At 42.5% G+C, this 15,776-nt stretch carries 19 protein-coding genes; 13 read left to right on the top strand and 6 right to left on the bottom strand.

Annotated features, from left to right (window positions below; all coding sequences use genetic code 11):
* From MNQ98_RS18365 to MNQ98_RS18350, 4 genes are all read left to right on the top strand, one after another.
* A complete protein-coding gene (locus MNQ98_RS18365; RefSeq protein WP_241929556.1) occupies positions 1 to 477 on the top strand; it encodes a Na+/H+ antiporter subunit E in 477 nt (158 codons plus the stop codon).
* Positions 477 to 761 carry a Na(+)/H(+) antiporter subunit F1 gene (locus tag MNQ98_RS18360; protein WP_241929555.1) on the top strand — a complete coding sequence of 95 codons (285 nt, stop codon included), beginning with the start codon at positions 477 to 479 and terminating at the stop codon, positions 759 to 761. Before MNQ98_RS18365 ends, MNQ98_RS18360 begins: the two co-directional genes overlap by 1 nt.
* Positions 754 to 1,131 (top strand): monovalent cation/H(+) antiporter subunit G, encoded by a 378-nt coding sequence (mnhG, locus tag MNQ98_RS18355; protein WP_241933967.1) that lies wholly within the window; start codon positions 754 to 756, stop codon positions 1,129 to 1,131. The genes MNQ98_RS18360 and mnhG overlap by 8 nt, the downstream gene beginning before the upstream one ends.
* Before the next feature lie 78 nt (positions 1,132 to 1,209).
* Positions 1,210 to 1,734, top strand: coding sequence for a hypothetical protein (locus MNQ98_RS18350; RefSeq protein WP_241929554.1), 525 nt, complete (start codon positions 1,210 to 1,212; stop codon positions 1,732 to 1,734).
* Between the two features lie 53 nt (positions 1,735 to 1,787).
* Here the strand turns inward: MNQ98_RS18350 and MNQ98_RS18345 are convergent, their stop codons facing one another.
* Entirely contained in the window at positions 1,788 to 2,396 is a 609-nt protein-coding gene (locus tag MNQ98_RS18345) for a TVP38/TMEM64 family protein (protein ID WP_241929553.1), read from the bottom strand.
* A gap of 334 nt (positions 2,397 to 2,730) precedes the next feature.
* On the opposite strand from MNQ98_RS18345, the gene MNQ98_RS18340 reads away from it, so the two are divergent.
* Entirely contained in the window at positions 2,731 to 3,597 is an 867-nt protein-coding gene (locus MNQ98_RS18340; RefSeq protein ID WP_208919284.1) for a YitT family protein, read from the top strand.
* Between the two features lie 158 nt (positions 3,598 to 3,755).
* Here MNQ98_RS18340 and MNQ98_RS18335 read toward each other — a convergent pair whose 3' ends face one another.
* The 3 genes from MNQ98_RS18335 to MNQ98_RS18325 all read right to left on the bottom strand — a co-directional run bounded on the left by MNQ98_RS18335 (position 3,756) and on the right by MNQ98_RS18325 (position 5,095).
* Entirely contained in the window at positions 3,756 to 3,968 is a 213-nt protein-coding gene (locus MNQ98_RS18335; protein ID WP_241929552.1) for a hypothetical protein, read from the bottom strand.
* Between the two features lie 23 nt (positions 3,969 to 3,991).
* Entirely contained in the window at positions 3,992 to 4,561 is a 570-nt protein-coding gene (locus MNQ98_RS18330) for a thymidine kinase (RefSeq protein ID WP_241929551.1), read from the bottom strand.
* A 147-nt stretch (positions 4,562 to 4,708) separates the two neighbouring features.
* Positions 4,709 to 5,095, bottom strand: a complete 387-nt coding sequence (locus tag MNQ98_RS18325) for a hypothetical protein (protein ID WP_241929550.1) — start codon at positions 5,093 to 5,095, stop codon at positions 4,709 to 4,711.
* A 243-nt stretch (positions 5,096 to 5,338) separates the two neighbouring features.
* On the opposite strand from MNQ98_RS18325, the gene MNQ98_RS18320 reads away from it, so the two are divergent.
* Positions 5,339 to 6,916 carry a sensor histidine kinase gene (locus MNQ98_RS18320; protein ID WP_241929549.1) on the top strand — a complete coding sequence of 526 codons (1,578 nt, stop codon included), beginning with the start codon at positions 5,339 to 5,341 and terminating at the stop codon, positions 6,914 to 6,916.
* 56 nt (positions 6,917 to 6,972) lie between these two features.
* Here the strand turns inward: MNQ98_RS18320 and MNQ98_RS18315 are convergent, their stop codons facing one another.
* Positions 6,973 to 8,046, bottom strand: coding sequence for a branched-chain amino acid aminotransferase (locus MNQ98_RS18315; protein ID WP_241929548.1), 1,074 nt, complete (start codon positions 8,044 to 8,046; stop codon positions 6,973 to 6,975).
* Between the two features lie 123 nt (positions 8,047 to 8,169).
* Between MNQ98_RS18315 and MNQ98_RS18310 the strand changes: the two genes are divergently transcribed.
* Positions 8,170 to 9,069, top strand: a complete 900-nt coding sequence (locus tag MNQ98_RS18310) for a LysR family transcriptional regulator (RefSeq protein ID WP_241929547.1) — start codon at positions 8,170 to 8,172, stop codon at positions 9,067 to 9,069.
* 57 nt (positions 9,070 to 9,126) lie between these two features.
* Positions 9,127 to 9,468: a DUF952 domain-containing protein gene (locus tag MNQ98_RS18305; protein ID WP_241929546.1), complete on the top strand. Its 342-nt coding sequence runs from the start codon at positions 9,127 to 9,129 to the stop codon at positions 9,466 to 9,468.
* A gap of 164 nt (positions 9,469 to 9,632) precedes the next feature.
* Here the strand turns inward: MNQ98_RS18305 and MNQ98_RS18300 are convergent, their stop codons facing one another.
* Positions 9,633 to 10,304: an O-methyltransferase gene (locus MNQ98_RS18300; protein ID WP_241929545.1), complete on the bottom strand. Its 672-nt coding sequence runs from the start codon at positions 10,302 to 10,304 to the stop codon at positions 9,633 to 9,635.
* A gap of 131 nt (positions 10,305 to 10,435) precedes the next feature.
* On the opposite strand from MNQ98_RS18300, the gene MNQ98_RS18295 reads away from it, so the two are divergent.
* The 5 genes from MNQ98_RS18295 (at position 10,436) to MNQ98_RS18275 (ending at position 15,700) form a co-directional block, all read left to right on the top strand.
* Positions 10,436 to 11,332 carry a LysR family transcriptional regulator gene (locus tag MNQ98_RS18295; RefSeq protein ID WP_241929544.1) on the top strand — a complete coding sequence of 299 codons (897 nt, stop codon included), beginning with the start codon at positions 10,436 to 10,438 and terminating at the stop codon, positions 11,330 to 11,332.
* 160 nt (positions 11,333 to 11,492) lie between these two features.
* Positions 11,493 to 12,254 carry a DUF2935 domain-containing protein gene (locus tag MNQ98_RS18290; RefSeq protein ID WP_481856775.1) on the top strand — a complete coding sequence of 254 codons (762 nt, stop codon included), beginning with the start codon at positions 11,493 to 11,495 and terminating at the stop codon, positions 12,252 to 12,254.
* Between the two features lie 73 nt (positions 12,255 to 12,327).
* A complete protein-coding gene (locus MNQ98_RS18285; protein WP_241929542.1) occupies positions 12,328 to 12,702 on the top strand; it encodes a YmaF family protein in 375 nt (124 codons plus the stop codon).
* Between the two features lie 201 nt (positions 12,703 to 12,903).
* Complete coding sequence (locus MNQ98_RS18280) at positions 12,904 to 14,649, top strand: RNA polymerase sigma factor (RefSeq protein WP_241929541.1); 1,746 nt, start codon at positions 12,904 to 12,906, stop codon at positions 14,647 to 14,649.
* Between the two features lie 142 nt (positions 14,650 to 14,791).
* A complete protein-coding gene (locus MNQ98_RS18275; RefSeq protein WP_241929540.1) occupies positions 14,792 to 15,700 on the top strand; it encodes an EamA family transporter in 909 nt (302 codons plus the stop codon).
* Positions 15,701 to 15,776: the final 76 nt, after the last annotated feature.

Here is a 15,776-nt window from a genome sequence, read left to right as displayed (position 1 = left end):
ATGGGCCTTCAAATTGTATTAAATCTAATCATCGCCTTCGTCTGGATGTTTCTTTATTCGGACTGGTCTCCCCAGCGATTCATCCTTGGATATCTGATCGGTGCTATCCTCATTGGACTATTGAACCGATTCTGGCCGCATGATTTTTATTTGCGGAAGTTATGGGCAGTTATTGCACTGCTCTTCCTGTTTCTGAAAGAGCTGTTTAAGTCGAGCATTACCGTGCTCGGTCAAGTTATTAGACCGAGGCTGAATATACGCCCGGGTATTTTTGCATATGAGACGGAGTTGAAAAGTGATTGGGAGATCACCGTGTTGTCTTGTCTGATATGTCTGACCCCTGGCACACTGACCATGGAAGTGTCCCATGACAAACGGACATTATATATTCACGCCATGGATATAGAGGATAAGGGCGAGGTTGTTCGGCAGATCAAGGATACCTTTGAAAAAGCAATTTTGGAGGTGACAAGGTAATGCTTAATAACATGCTTATCGCTTCTCTGGTTATATTGTCGCTTGCTATGCTCGGATGTTTATATCGCTTGATCAAAGGGCCTTCCATGAATGATCGGATTATGGCGCTGGATACGATCGGAATTATTTTACTGTCTATGATCGCTGTTCTTTCGATGCTATTTCGGACAGAAGCGTATTTTGACATCATATTGCTGATTGGTATTCTGACATTTATAGGCTCTACAGCCTTGGCAAGATTTATTGAAAGAGGTGATGTCATTGAACGGAGTAACGATGAGTGAAGTTGGAGAACTGTTGATCGGCCTATTTGTGCTGATCGGTGCGTTGATAAGCGCTGTGAGCGCATTTGGCTTAATCCGTCTGCCTGATGTGTATTTGAGATCGCATGCGGCGACAAAAAGCTCGACGCTGGGCGTTCTCTTAATACTAACAGGTGCGTTTCTGTACTTTATGTTCTATGTAGACCATGTTAGCGCGAAGCTTCTGCTAGGTATTATCTTTGTATTCATCACGGCACCGGTTGCAGGTCATCTGAATGGGAGAGCCGCTTACCGCTCAGGTGTACCACTGTGGAATCAAAGCACGCATGATGACCTTGGCCCTGCACTTGAGAAGGAATATAAGAACAGTAAGGATAGAGGTGCAAATTAGAAGGATCACACGTTAAAAAAAGTTTATTGACATTTACTGGATCGTTGGCGATATAATAACGCTGAAGGAGCTGATATATTGTCAATGGTCCAATTGAACCGTCATGAATTCAATAGTCTGGATGAGATGTCTCTCGGAACAACGTGTTTTGAACCGTTAATTCAAGCTTTCAAGGAAGTTCGTATGCGTGGAGGGGATGAGCGTACTTTCTACGAGGGTCTATCAGAGGGGCAGCAGCAGTTGTTTATCTTTCGCGTGTATTATAATCACGTACATCACTCGCCGGAGGAATTATTTTGGTGGAGCGCATATTTCCTTGCCCAGCCACCGAGATGGTTGGCTTTGAAAAGCAGTTTTCGGGTTCATGGAGATGACAAGGCTGCCGAGCTTTTGGAAGAAATCGAAAGCTTTCTGACAGCTAGAGGTTATTCCGTGAGCTTGGAGAGCTTTGAAGTTTCCCGTTCGGATATGGCTGAGAACCTTGAACTTCTGAACTCATTTAGCGATTACTATGATAGGCTTCAAAAACATACTGAGGTAATTCATCAAAGGCTTGCTCAATATATCCGTTCTCATCCCGATGAATTTGTTGATTTGGAATAGAAGAACAAAAAACCGCCGATATGGCGGTTTTTTAATGTATAAAAGTATTTGTGTTAGGCATGATGGTAGCGGTTCTCCATCTTTTTGCCTGCGAACCACAGCAGCCAAAGGACGCCAATGGCAATAAGTAAACGCCACGGTTGATGAATGAATCCCTGCCAATCATGACCGATAAAAGCGACCATAAAAATCATGACCGACTTTCCTGCCATAACGGCAATGATGAATGTTCTTATGGATACGGTACTAATTCCGGAGGCCACATTGATGAGCGCTGATGGGGTAAAGGGAAAGCAGTAGAGTATGAATATCGGCGTAAAACCCTTTTCCTCAATCCAGTGAAAGAAGCGCTGTGTTCCCGGCATTCGCTTTTGGATGTACAGTCCGAGCTTTCCTCCCAGTTTACGTGCCAGCCAAAATACAGTAATAGAGCCGGCGCATACGCCGATCCATGAGAACAGGAATCCCAACCATAAGCCATAGGCGGCTGCGTTACCCATTACAATGACGATGAGTGGCAGAATCGGAAGAAATGCCTCAATGAAGGGAAATAATATGCCCGGCAAGGGGCCCAGACTGGAATATTTGTGAAGCCAGGATTCTACCTGATTCATATCGATATTTTTCATGAACGCTAAAACTTGCTCAATCCAATCTAACATAATAAGTACGATCTCCCCTATGGTTATCTGTTTATTTGAATAATGTTTTGATTTGATAAACTGAATTAAACTTATGTAGTCGTTTTATGTAAAAAATCAATGAATTTTATTATATCATATTAACCCATTTGACCGCATCTGAGCAAACGGTAGGTTCGACGAGCAGTTGTTAGAAGATATTAATTATGGGTGATTTTTTCAAGTTGTACAGGAAAGAATGTTGATATTAGGCAACAATATTTGTACATTGCTTAGAATTCCTATATTATTATAAAGTAAATTTTCGACAATTATCGCCAAAGCGATAATATTCTACACCGAAGGGGTTCTCTGAATGTCCAAAAAACACCGAAAGCTATCTGTCGGCGAGATCATCAAACGTATCATTTTCATCACACTCGGAGCTGTCATGATGGCCGTCGCTCTCGAAGTATTCCTCGTCCCTAACACCATTATTGATGGAGGGATAACTGGTATTTCTATCGTTTTATCCAAAGTTACTCCAATAGCACTTGGATTGTTCCTTTTCTTGTTCAACTTACCTTTTCTGTTTATTGGTTACAAGCAAATTGGCAAAACGTTTGCCTTATCCACGCTGTACGGCATTATCGTCCTATCGGTTACAACGGGGCTGCTTCATGATGTTGAGCCTTTTACGAATGAAAAAATATTGGCCGTTCTCTTCGGCGGACTGATACTTGGATTTGGGGTAGGGCTGGTAATCCGTTACGGCGGGGCGCTTGACGGCACGGAAATCGTTGCAATTCTTCTCTCCAAAAAATTGCGTATACCTGTTGGCCAGATCGTTATGTTCATCAACGTATTTATTTTTATTGTGGCTGGCTTCGTCTTCGGTGCCGATTCAGCGATGTTCTCCATTTTCACCTATTACATCGCCGCAAAAGTTATGGACATTGTTGTTGAAGGTTTGGACGAGTCCAAATCCGTTACAATTATCTCCAATGATTATGAGGATATTTCAGATGCGATTAACGACCGCCTGGGACGAAGCACGACTCTGCTGTATGGCAGAGGAGGTTACTCCAAGGAAGAGACTCAAATGATTTACTGTGTAGTCAACAGACTTGAAGTTTCCAAGCTGAAAACCGTCGTTCAGGAAATTGATAAGAACGCATTTATTTCGATTCAAAATGTTGCGGATGTACTTGGCGGCAGCATCGTGAAGAAAGATATTCATTAGACGAATTAGACTACAGAAAGCATCTCATGTGTCAGAACGCATGGGATGCTTTTTTATTATGAAGAGAGTCAGAGTCATACAAATTTTAATCATTTAAATCCAACAAAAAGCCCTTTACAGGTATAACCTAAGCAAAGGGCTTCATGTTTTAGATTGATTTATTTCCGAATCTCAAAAAACTCGCACTCTTCACGTTTATGGTAACCGAGAGAGCTGATACCGGATTGTGTAATAATCGTCTCATTCGTAAACCGGATAACGATCGTGCCGGAATCAATGAGATGATTATCTTTAAATATTCGAATTTTGTATTGGAGATCCGCTGCTTCCTGAAAATCCTGGTCTGTAATCAGAGGTCTGACAATTGGCATGACGTTGGTTGTGTCTCCTTTAATTATAGTGGGGGATTGGTGTGACATTTGCGGCAGACGGGGAAGTAGGTGTCGTTCCCTCCAATGACGATCTGCTCTCCGGTGTAGACTGGCTTTCCGTCTTTTACCCGAAGGTTCATAATCGCTTTACGTTCACAAAACCAGCAGATCGTTTTCATTTCTTCGATTTTATCTGCATATGACAGCATGAAGCGGCTTCCTTCAAAGAGCTCATTCTGAAAGTCGTTCTTGAGTCCGAAACCCATAACCGGGACATCCAGCTCATCGACAATACGAACCAGCTGCAGGATACTGTCCTTGCTTAAGAATTGACATTCATCGACAAGAACACAGTAAGGCTTAGGTTCGTGACTGCTTACAATTCCGTATATATCGGTATTCTCCATGATCGGAGTAGCTTGTCTTCTAAGGCCAATCCGGGAAGAGACATATCCAACTTCATCGCGGTTATCTATGGCGGAAGTGAAGATCAGGACCGGTTTGTTTTGTTCCTCATAGTTGTGTGCGACTTTCAAAATTTCAATCGATTTTCCGCTGTTCATTGCTCCATATTTGAAATATAACTGTGCCATTCTCATTTCCTTTCCCGTTGAACATGTAAAGTACATATCATTTTCTCATTATCAGGTGGTGTGTGTAAATAACAATTCTTATGAAAATAAAGACTGCATTGAAGTCACTTGACTACGATGCAGTCTTTAGTCTAATCAAGCCTATGTTTAGTGAAAACACCGAATAACGATTACGAGTAAAATAAACAGAATCAGCTCTGGAGCGACACCTTTTTTAACAACAGGCACATGGACTGGGGCAGGTACACAACCATGACCATGCATGTGACCGTGATGGACGTGACCATGCATGTGACCATGGATGTGACCATGCATGTGCTCGTGATGGACGTGACCATGCATGTGACCATGCATGTGACCATGCATGTGCTCGTGATGGACGTGACCATATCCATGTCCAGTCATGTGATGCCCAGGGCCGGCCATATGGGAATGCCCACCCCATTCTGTTTTCATGTGAACATCAGGAACACCTTTTTCACCTCTTACGTATCCTGTTTCAGCTCCGCCTGTTACTCCTCCAAGACCAGCCATTACAACAGCTCCTTCTCGTTAAGTTGTGTGTTTATCTTGGGTATAGTATGACGGTAAGGATAGATGTACCTGTGCCAATACCCATATGGATTAAAGTTTTCTCTGGATCATTACTGATTGAGAAATTCAGCGTATTTATCGCGGCTTTTTGTAATTTAACTGTTCAGAACACCTATTTATGTTATAACATATGGAAGTGAATGATTAGTAACATTTGTAAGTTGAGTGTGGGAGTGATTTCGATTGTCTATTAATATTATCAAACTCCTGTTTGTTCCTTTTATATCCCTATTTATTATCGTCTCATCGATTTCATTAGGGAAAGATGCGAGTTTGGGACTGATGATTTTTACAGGTTTGTCATTATCAATAAGTTTGGCTCTAGATCGTAAATACCCGAGACTAAAAGCATTTCAGTTTATCTTTTTAGGCGCATTTCATCTCGTTAGCAATTTAAATTGGTGTATACTGCTTTACTACATCGTGATTATTAATCTAATCCAGGACAAAGAGAAGTTTAAAGAGACGATGCCCGTGGGCTTTCTGTTAGTCCTGCAATACTCTATCATTCGACTTTCCTACACGCCATTAGATGAATATAACTTGCTCGTATCGATTTTTGATATCATATCATCGTTTGTAATCATTATGACATTCCATATTATGATCCGTATTGAAGCTGAGAAAAGAACTTTAACGAAGCAGAACGATTACCTCATTAATCATGATTCGCTTACCGGTTTTCTGAATTACGAAGGCTACATGAAAACCGTTCAAGAGCTTACCGATAACAGGACTAACTTTCAGCTTGTACTGCTCGATATTAACAACTTCAAATCATTGAATGCCAAAGATATAGCCACAGCAAATGAGATTCTTATTCATTTTTCACGCTCTATACAAAACCACTTCACGAACATGCTTGGTTCCGCCCGATATGCAGGAGATCGGTTTGCAATTCTTCTACCATCTACTGACAGGGTAAGGGATTTAATGCCTTTTGATGAACTCGGCATACAGATCACCTACAGCGTAACTAAATTCCCCCAAGAAGCATCAACATTTCAAGAAATCATCAGCATGGCCGAAGAAAGGATATTCCAAATGCGCAGAGAAAGCTGGCTAAAAACCCAGGAAGAATTCATGCGCTCCGCTAAAATGAAAACGGTTGGCGAATTAGCGGCTGGTATGGCCCATGAAATCCGCAATCCATTAACAGCGATTAAAGGGTTTGTCCAGCTCTCCAAAATTCAAAATTACAACATTGAGCCATGGTATGAAGTCATAATGGGTGAAATAACGCGGGTCGGAGAGCTGACGGCAGAGTTTCTTCAGTTTTCCAAACCTCATGCGAGCAATATGAAGCCGGACTCTTTACGTTCTTGTATGACCAGAGTTTTTTCTCTTTGTGAATCCGAAGCAGCCTCTCGCGGTCATTCGTTTACGATGGATATTCTGGATGATTCGGCTATGGTCTATATGGATAGGGACAAAATCATCCAGGTCATGATTAACCTCATACGTAACGCATTTCAGGCGATGGAGACGACAGGTCATGTCCACTTCTCATTACATATAGAGGGAAAGACTGCAATAATTGAAGTGTCGGATACAGGGAAGGGAATAGCCGAAGCAGATATCGATCAAATTTTTGATCCGTTTTATACAACCAAAGAAGAAGGAACAGGGCTTGGGTTATCCTTGTGCCAAAAAATCGTGGAGGATCATGGAGGCTCGATTTCCGTTCAAAGTGAGTTGGAGAAAGGAACGGTCTTCACGATTAGGCTACCGATTTCAGAAGACCCAGTTTCTACAATATAAAAAAGAACAAGGCTCCCAGGAATGAACATCTCCAGGAACCTTGTTGTTATTACGATTTAGATATTTACTTCTACCATCCAGCCGAACGGATCCGGTATGATTCCGCGCTGAATGCCTGTTAATGTGTCGTACAACTTGCCGGAGATTTCACCTGTTTTACCATCAGATATGACACGTTTTTCATCAAGCCAGTCAAGTTCACCGATTGGAGAAATGACAGCTGCAGTACCTGTCCCGAATGCTTCCTCCAGAGCGCCGCTCTTGGCATCGTTGAACAGGTCTTCGATGGACATCGTACTCTCTTCCACGGGAATGTCCCAATGCCGTAGCAACTGAATAATCGAGCTCCGGGTAATGCCGTCCAGGATACTTCCATTTAGCGCAGGGGTATGAACGGTTCCATTGATCTTGAAGAAGACGTTCATACTGCCGACCTCTTCGATATATTTACGGTGGACACCATCCAGCCACAGAACCTGGGAGTAACCCTTTTCCTTAGCAACTTCTTGTGCCTTCAAGCTGGCAGCATAGTTACCGGCGGTCTTAGCTTCACCAATTCCGCCTTTTACCGCACGTACATATTCACTTTCTACAAATATTTTAACTGGGTTCACACCTTCTGCGTAGTAGTTGCCTACTGGCGACATGATGATGATGAACTGATAATGGGTTGAAGCATCAACCCCAAGCGCCGGCTGCGTTGCAATAACAAACGGACGGATATATAAAGAGGTTCCGGGTTCCGTAGGAATCCATTCTTGATCAACGGCGATTAGGCTTTTCAATGCATCAAGAGCTAACTCTTCATCCAATGCCGGCACACCCAGACGTTCATTCGAGCGGTTTAGACGCTGGATATTTCTTTCCGGTCTGAAAAGAAGGACCTTGCCTTCCGCGGTTTTGTATGCTTTCAATCCTTCAAAAATCGTCTGGCCGTAATGAAATACTTTGGCAGCGGGGTCCAGTACGATCGGTTGATAAGGCACGATCCGGGGTTCATGCCAGCCTCGATCGTCAGTGTAATCCATAATGAACATGTGATCTGTAAAGTGAATGCCGAACCCTAACTCATGTTGAAGCGGTTTTTGTTTTTTCTTCGTTGTTGTTTGGATATCTATTGATCTAGCCATTGTTCCCATCGCTCCCTAACATATTTATTCTTAATTGAATGCTATCACTTCAGAAGGTATATTTAAAGTATCTATTTTGTTTAATTATCATATCATTTAGGTATGGGCGGACAGGTGAATGTTATGGACATGCGACAAATGAAGTATTTTCTTGCCATTGCCAGGGAAGGTCAAGTCACCCGTGCGGCCAAGCAGTTGAACATGGAGCAGCCACCGCTTAGCCGTCAGCTGAAGCTGATGGAAGAAGAGCTGGGCGTCAGATTATTTGACCGCACCTCCAAACGCCTAAACCTGACGGAAGCAGGGGAGCTTCTTAGGCAGAGAGCAGAGATTTTGCTGGCACAGTTCGATGAAACCATTAAGGAAGTCAAGGAGATAGAAGAAGGTGTAAGGGGAGTTCTCTCACTTGGATCCGTGGTATCCTGTATATCATTGCTGCCGCACCGCATCCAGCTGTTTAGAGAAACATACCCGCAGGTGACCTTTAAGATTCTGGAGGGGGATCATATTTATTTGGGAGAGCTGCTGCAGAAACGAGTCATTGAACTGGTTGTAGCCAGGCTTCCTTTTGAAGCACTGACACATATTGATCATTGTGAGGTGCTTCCTCTTCCATCAGATCCTTATGTAGCCGTCATTCCAAGTTCGTGGACTTCTCAGATCGGAAAAAAGACCGTACAGATGAAGGAGCTTGCACATTTTCCATTCCTGACCCTGAAGACGGACAAGACGACACGTATGCATGAGCAGGTCATGAATGAATGCAAGCGTCACGGCTTTCAGCCTAATATTATCTGTGAATGTTCGAGTGTGGCGATTATTATGTCACTTGTAGCAACCGGGATCGGAGCGACGATCTTTCCTAAATCGGTCATGTCATCGTACCCCGTCAGCGTTGTTCAGATGCTAGATATTGAAGATGCAGACTTCCAATCCGAAGTGGGGATTGTCTGGCTCAAGGACCATTATTTATCCAAAAGTGCTCAGCGTTTCATTGATAGTTTTAGAGAGAGGTTCATATAGCGGACCTATTAAAGTTAATGTATGATTTACTAATATGAATGAAAGGTGGGCGAATCTATGATTATGCATATCTTGAGTTATTCGGCTTGGAGGCAGACCCTTCAGGATGGAGAGTACGCTCCAGCAAGTTTAGAAAAGGAAGGCTTTATTCACTGCTCCAAACCGGATCAGGTTGTTGACGTTGCGAATTCTATATACAAAGGTCAAACCGGACTCTTCTTGATGTTTATAGATGAAGAGAAGGTTGAATCAAACATCGTATATGAAGATTTGTACGAGTTAGGAAAGCTTTTTCCACATATATATGGACCTTTAAATTTAGATGCGGTCACCCAGATTGTAGAGTTTATACCAGACGAGGACGGTAACTTCAGATTGCCGACAGGAGTGCTTCAGTGAAATTCTTCACCAAGCATAGCATCAAAAGGCAAGTCGAAAAACGTTTGACAATACGAAAATCGGTACTGGTGATCGATCTACGTTTGTTGATAAAACAGTGTTCATGAAACCATCGTCTTCTGTAAACCAGAAGACGATGGTTTTTGCTACTGATGAAGATTGTATTAGCTATTTACAATACCTAATACAAAACCATCATAACCTTTACTGCCAACAGTCTGAATGGCAGTTGCCGTAATCTTGGGTTCCTCAGATAACAGATCATAAAACGTCCTTACTCCCTTGACACGGGGGTCTTGATTATTTTCATTAATGACCTCGCCTTCACGAATGACATTATCTCCAATAATAACAGTTCCAGGATGAGAGAGGTGAAGTGCCCATTTTAGATAGTTTGGATTATTTGGTTTGTCAGCATCAATAAATATAAAATCAAAGGGTTCTACACCCTCCCTTTCCATTTGAGCCAATTGATCTAAAGCCTCTCCTACTCGAAGTTCTACAATACCACTTAGCTGAGCAAGGGATATATTCGCCTGTGCTACCTGAGCATGAACTGGGTTGAGTTCCAATGTCACTAATTGTCCATCAGACGGTAGTGCTCTCGCCAACCAGATTGTACTGAATCCCCCCAATGTACCAATCTCCAAAATTCGTTTTGCGCCTTTCATTTGAGCTAATAAGTTTAATAACTTCCCTTGACTTGGTGTAACATCGTAGGGTGGTAACCCTGCCTGTTGATTTGCGGATAACACTTTTTCCAGTACAGAATCATGTGGAATCAGACGCTCGGTGATATACTGATCAACCTTCACCCATGTATTCGTTTGATTCATACTTATCACTTCTCCTCTTTAATTTTTTACCTTCAGCTGTATTGTATGTGAGAATTAATCATAAAAATAATATATGTTTATAGTTGATTCATATATATAATATATATATTTGGAGCGAAGGGAGCTTATAAATGAATTTACATGCATTACGCTTATTTCATGTGGTCGCATCTACTGGAAGTGTGACACGCGCTTCGGAATTGTTAAATATAAGTCAGCCAGCTATTACCGCTCAAATTAAAAAATTTGAGAAAGAGTTGTTACTCACCCTGCTTAAACCTCTAGGAAGAGGGATTGCACTAACAGATGCTGGTGAAGAGCTTTCTTTACTTGCAAAAAGACTCTTCGCGGTTGAACAGCAAATCGAACAATTCGCTCAGGATTATCGTAATGGTACGAAAGGATGCATTAGATTAGCCGCAACGTATTTACCCGCTCACTTCCTGATACCCGCATGGATCGCAAAGTTCAAACAACAATATGAACAGGTTGAAATGATGATTACTACGACCAATTCAAGTGATGCGCTGAAGCAACTTTTAAATGTAGATGTGGATATCGCTATTTATGGGGGGATAGCCGAGAAATATCCGGATACGATTCTGACAGAAGAATTGTTTCAGGACGAGTTATGGTTTGTAGTTGCACCTAATCACCGATATGCGAATCAGCAAGTTACTCTGTCGGAAATGATGAAAGAACCTTTTGTCATGCGTGAGGAAGGTAGCTCAACTCGGGAGAGACTACTATCTTTATGTCGCACATACAATTCATCAGTTCCTACAATATCTTTGCAATTTAACGGACTGCATGAAGCGATCACAGCTGTTATTGCAGGATACGGTGCAAACTTTGTCTCATCATTGGTTGTACGCGAATATGTAGAACGTGGGGAGCTGTCCCGCGTTTATGTTGAAGGGATCCATTTGAAAAATACAATTGCCATTTGTACACGAAAAAACGAGACATTGTCAGCTTCCTCAATGAACCTCATTCAGATGATCCGTCAAAATCCATATATCAAATAGTGGGGTTATACCTAATTCCCAAGTTCCAGCATATTGAAACAAGCATGTTACATATATTTCAAATAAATGAGGATAAATAAAATTTACAGGAGGAGGGATGAGGTTGACAGATGCTTTCGTGGCACGCTCGTTAGACGAGATACGGTTTTGGTCAAGAATCATGAAGGAGCATTCTCTGTTTCTTCGATTAGGATTTAGATGCGAAGATACCCAGCTTATTGCAGAGGCGATGCAATTTCAAGCCACTTTCGAAGATATCGAGAGAAGATCCCACGCATATTCTTTAAATACGGATCCTTCCACGATTAGGGAGTTTAATTGCGAGGTTCAAAACGCAGCAACCCATATTTGGGCGTTTAAAAGAAAGGTGCTCGGTCTCATATTGCGATGCAAACTTCCAGGGGGGACCAATTTTCCGCTATTAGTCGATCATGTGAGCAGGGAAGCTAATTATTTTCGAAACCGCCTTAATGAGCTGAATTGTGGGCAACTGGAGCCTCTGCATGATGCGATTATAGACGAAAATGTATTTTTCTTAAGAATCATGGCTGACCATGCAAAATTTATAGGCCATTTGCTGGACCCATCAGAGCGGAAGCTTGTAGAGCAGGCTAGGGAGTTCGGTCATGAGTTTGATCAATTGATGTTTCAAGCTATAGATCTAAGCTCGATGCGACCACAATCACAAACTGTTCCGTTATTAAGTCAATTTGTCGATGAAAACAAAGTATCGGTAAAGTCCCTTCGCGATTTCAAGAAAACAGCGGCTGACTTGATTGAGCAGTGCCGAATAAAGAGCATTATTCATCCGTTGTTGGCAGACCACGTATTCCGCGAAGCCGAAAGGTTCCTCTTCATTCTTGAAATGTTTGATCGATCCTTATCAGGTCATCATGTTAACAAAAAAGAATTGCTTTTTTGAGCTGAAATGATGACATAGAACCATCTTCTCTAAATTCACATATATTGAATCTTATATGGGATCTAGGGAGGTTTTGTTCTGTTTAAACGATTCTGATACTAATTATGAACATTCTCATAAACTGTTTATTACTTCCTGGGACGGTAGACCTGTTAACCTTCATGTTCATCCATTTTCCGGTGATACTTCGTATGATGTAGGTCATTATCATCATTATGCCGGTATTACAGAGGCTGCACCAACCGGAGTTCCGCATGTCCACAATTATTATGCCCTAACTTCATTTAATGATGGGCACAAGCATACGATTAGGGGTACAACAGGGCCTGCATTCCCTTTACCGGAAGGGGGCCATTATCATCATTTTGAAGGCTACACTACGGTTAATGGAGCAATTCCACATACCCATAAATACGCTGGAAACACAGGGAATGAAAAAAACTATTAAACCAATATGAATCAGACCGGGCTGCTTGTCATGGCAGTCTTTTTTTTCGTTCAAAATTTGCTAGAAGAGATAGAAATCATGTCCCCAAATCAAAGGTGCTATATGGTAACTTAAATTATGGATCATTTTTTTGAGAAATTGTCAGAAACCAAGAACTTCCCGAGTCTATATAGCAGGTCAACTTTTTGAAAGCGGGGTTATATGTTGAATACTTTGGAAGACAGCAGCATCAAGGATTGGGAAGAGCTAGAAGACAGAGAACTGGTGAAGCGGGCTCAGTCTGGTGAAAACGAGGCGTTTGGAGAACTGGTTCGTCGGCATCGCGCCAAGGTGTACCGCTATGCCAGAGCGTATACTCAAGAATCCTCCCTGGCAGAGGATATTGTGCAGGATGCTCTCATTCGAGCATTTATGCATCTTGGTAAACTGGTCGATGTTGAACGATTCTTGTCCTGGGTACACCGAATTGTTCGAAATCAGGCGTTCTCTAGACTGAACAGCACAGCAGCTGTGAAGGAACAGTCGTTTACCGCGCTGGCTTCCATGATGGAACGGAATGGTGATGATTCCGCAAATTGGTATGATCTCGATGGTATTTTGCGGCGTCTTAACCAGACCCACATGGAGGACATGTTTATGTCAGATGTCCCGGAAAGCCGGTTGATGCAGAAGGAAACGCTTCGCGTCTTGACTGAGATCATTCAATGTCTTAAGCCGAGGGAACGTCTGATTTTTGAATCCCATTTCTTCGAACAGCTGTCACCACAAGAAATCGCGAATTTGTTTCAGCTTAAGACATCCAACGTGTACCAGATTATTTCTCGATCGCGAAAAAAAGTTATTCAACAAAAAATCCGTGTCACAGTTGACTCTTATATTAAATCGAGAAGGGATTTGGGGATTATGAAAAAAACGATGCTTACGTATAAAAATACTTTATTAGAAGCTAGAACATGGACATCGGCTGCAGAATCTATTTATAAAATGCTTCAATATACGGATAATAAGCTGTCACTCCCTATGATCATGGGCCTTACAGGTCACGCGTTCCGAATCAATATCGTACCAGATAGCGTTCATATCGCCGGCCCAACAACGTACAACTTTGCAGACGTTCTGACAAGGGGATTAAAAAACATGGGCTTCCGCTCTAAGACGGTAGATGGGAAGTTGGCTGGAATAGGTCCCAATAAGAACTTGCTTCAACAAGACCAACTAAACGTTAACGCTATGGAGAAACGTGATATCCATCAGGCGCTACCGGAGGCATTGGAGCTTATACACCGTTCCCTGGACCGGGGAGTGCCGGTGCTGGCGTGGGATCTATTTTTCCCGGAGTTTGGTATTATATATGGGTATGATGATGCACAGAGATCCCTGTTCGCCGAGGAATGCGGAAGAAAAGATTCGCTGTCTTACGATAATCTAGGACGCAGTGTGCTCGAAGAAATCTTCGTACTTGCTATTGACGACTACACCGAGGTCTCATTACGTGAACAGCTGCAAAATGCACTGCAATCGATTTTGGAGCATTATGATGGGGAAGAGGAAAATATCCCAGTTGATAGTGTTAAAGGTTTGGCAGGATACGATGTGTGGATGAAAGCTTTCGAGAATGGCAGCATAGAGCCGAACGGGAATGCTTACAATATCGCTGTGGTCAGGGACGCTCGAGGAAATGCGGCTGCATTCTTCAAGGAGCTTCTGGAAAACTGGCCGGCGGAACAGGATCAAGATCGGAACATCCGGGATTGGTTCGGTGAGGCGGAAGCTGCTTACCATAATATCACGAAACATTTTGATAAGCTGCATGAACGGTATCCGTTCCCTGAAGGAGGGACGCCGAATGGACAGTCAAGAGCTGAGGATATTGAACAATTGCGTCTTATTAAAGAAGAAGAGATGAAGGCGGTTGAGGTATTGCGTAAGATTTTAAAAGGTTTGTAAAGCGCAAAATATTATAAGAGTCGCGACCATTTACATTCACCATAATTTATCATACAATATATCAATAATTTGATATCGCATTTTTCAACCCCACTTTTTTTTGTTTTTTGGTATCCAAAACAAAAAGGAGTGGGTTTTTTCTATGGGGGAGAGAATCTTGTTTCAATTACTAAAGAATTCGTTGTATGTATTTTTGGGAGCTTGCTGTTTCGGTATTCTGTCGACGGTAGTTAAGCTGGCTTATAGTAAAGGGTTTGTGTTCGAAGAAGTCATGATAAGCCAATTCGGAACGGGATGGATGATTCTGCTTGTTCTGATGCTATTTTTTGCGAGGAGAAAAGTATCGCTCAAACAATTTGTCAGACTCGCGGGTGTCGGTCTATGCACCTGTTTAACAGGGGTGTTCTACTACCAGTCTCTACAGAGTATTCCCGCATCTATTGCAGTAGTGCTATTGTTTCAGTTCACATGGATGGGGGTTATTATTGAAGCGATTGTGAACAGGTCAATGCCTGACAAATCAAAACTGGTGTCTATCGTTATATTGTTCATCGGTACGATATTGGCAGGAGGATTGATTGGAGCAGATCATCTCCAGCTTAATCTGAAAGGCACGTTACTGGGACTCGCTGCTGCTCTCATGATGGCGTTGTTTGTATTTTTCAGCGGGAGAGTGGAGACGCACATGCCGTCGATTACCCGCAGCTTCTATATGTCATGTGGCGGCTTGATCCTGTTAACCATTCTTTTTACACCCAAAGTATTTTTAGAAGTATCGCCTGCCGGCGGCCTGTGGGTATATGGGCTAATACTGGGGACATTCGGGGTGGTGCTTCCAGTTCTGTTGTTCGCCATGGGTGCGCCTAAGATTAGCACGGGGCTGGCAACCATACTTGGAGCAGGAGAGCTACCGGTTGCAGTGATCGTATCTGTCCTTTTTTTGAATGAGCTTGTCACGGGATTGCAATGGATTGGGGTATTGGTCATCCTTTTAGGTATCGCGTATCCGCAAATAGCAACTGTTAGAGCTAAGACAGCACAAAAAATATAAATGGTGAAGGCAGATAGAAGCGGAAAAAGATCTTGAATGTTACTATTATAAGTGTGAAAGTTTTTGACAATTAGCC

The organism is Paenibacillus sp. N3/727, from assembly GCF_022637315.1.
Classification (GTDB): domain Bacteria; phylum Bacillota; class Bacilli; order Paenibacillales; family Paenibacillaceae; genus Paenibacillus_AQ; species Paenibacillus_AQ uliginis.
Note: the sequence above shows the minus strand (reverse complement) of the source record. Positions and strands in the feature narration are given on the sequence as shown.

Excerpts from the sequence above, each read along its gene's own strand:
- MNQ98_RS18300 (WP_241929545.1), bottom strand. The coding sequence starts at position 10,304 with ATGAATCAAACGAATACATGGGTGAAGGTTGATCAGTATATCACCGAG.
- MNQ98_RS18275 (WP_241929540.1), top strand. The coding sequence starts at position 14,792 with ATGGGGGAGAGAATCTTGTTTCAATTACTAAAGAATTCGTTGTATGTA.
- MNQ98_RS18340 (WP_208919284.1), top strand. The coding sequence starts at position 2,731 with ATGTCCAAAAAACACCGAAAGCTATCTGTCGGCGAGATCATCAAACGT.
- MNQ98_RS18315 (WP_241929548.1), bottom strand. The coding sequence starts at position 8,046 with ATGGCTAGATCAATAGATATCCAAACAACAACGAAGAAAAAACAAAAA.
- MNQ98_RS18345 (WP_241929553.1), bottom strand. The coding sequence starts at position 2,396 with ATGTTAGATTGGATTGAGCAAGTTTTAGCGTTCATGAAAAATATCGAT.
- MNQ98_RS18330 (WP_241929551.1), bottom strand. The coding sequence starts at position 4,561 with ATGGCACAGTTATATTTCAAATATGGAGCAATGAACAGCGGAAAATCG.
- MNQ98_RS18305 (WP_241929546.1), top strand. The coding sequence starts at position 9,127 with ATGATTATGCATATCTTGAGTTATTCGGCTTGGAGGCAGACCCTTCAG.
- MNQ98_RS18290 (WP_481856775.1), top strand. The coding sequence starts at position 11,493 with ATGAAGGAGCATTCTCTGTTTCTTCGATTAGGATTTAGATGCGAAGAT.
- MNQ98_RS18325 (WP_241929550.1), bottom strand. The coding sequence starts at position 5,095 with ATGGCTGGTCTTGGAGGAGTAACAGGCGGAGCTGAAACAGGATACGTA.
- MNQ98_RS18360 (WP_241929555.1), top strand. The coding sequence starts at position 477 with ATGCTTAATAACATGCTTATCGCTTCTCTGGTTATATTGTCGCTTGCT.
- MNQ98_RS18335 (WP_241929552.1), bottom strand. The coding sequence starts at position 3,968 with ATGCCAATTGTCAGACCTCTGATTACAGACCAGGATTTTCAGGAAGCA.
- MNQ98_RS18310 (WP_241929547.1), top strand. The coding sequence starts at position 8,170 with ATGGACATGCGACAAATGAAGTATTTTCTTGCCATTGCCAGGGAAGGT.
- MNQ98_RS18280 (WP_241929541.1), top strand. The coding sequence starts at position 12,904 with ATGTTGAATACTTTGGAAGACAGCAGCATCAAGGATTGGGAAGAGCTA.
- mnhG (WP_241933967.1), top strand. The coding sequence starts at position 754 with ATGAGTGAAGTTGGAGAACTGTTGATCGGCCTATTTGTGCTGATCGGT.
- MNQ98_RS18365 (WP_241929556.1), top strand. The coding sequence starts at position 1 with ATGGGCCTTCAAATTGTATTAAATCTAATCATCGCCTTCGTCTGGATG.
- MNQ98_RS18295 (WP_241929544.1), top strand. The coding sequence starts at position 10,436 with ATGAATTTACATGCATTACGCTTATTTCATGTGGTCGCATCTACTGGA.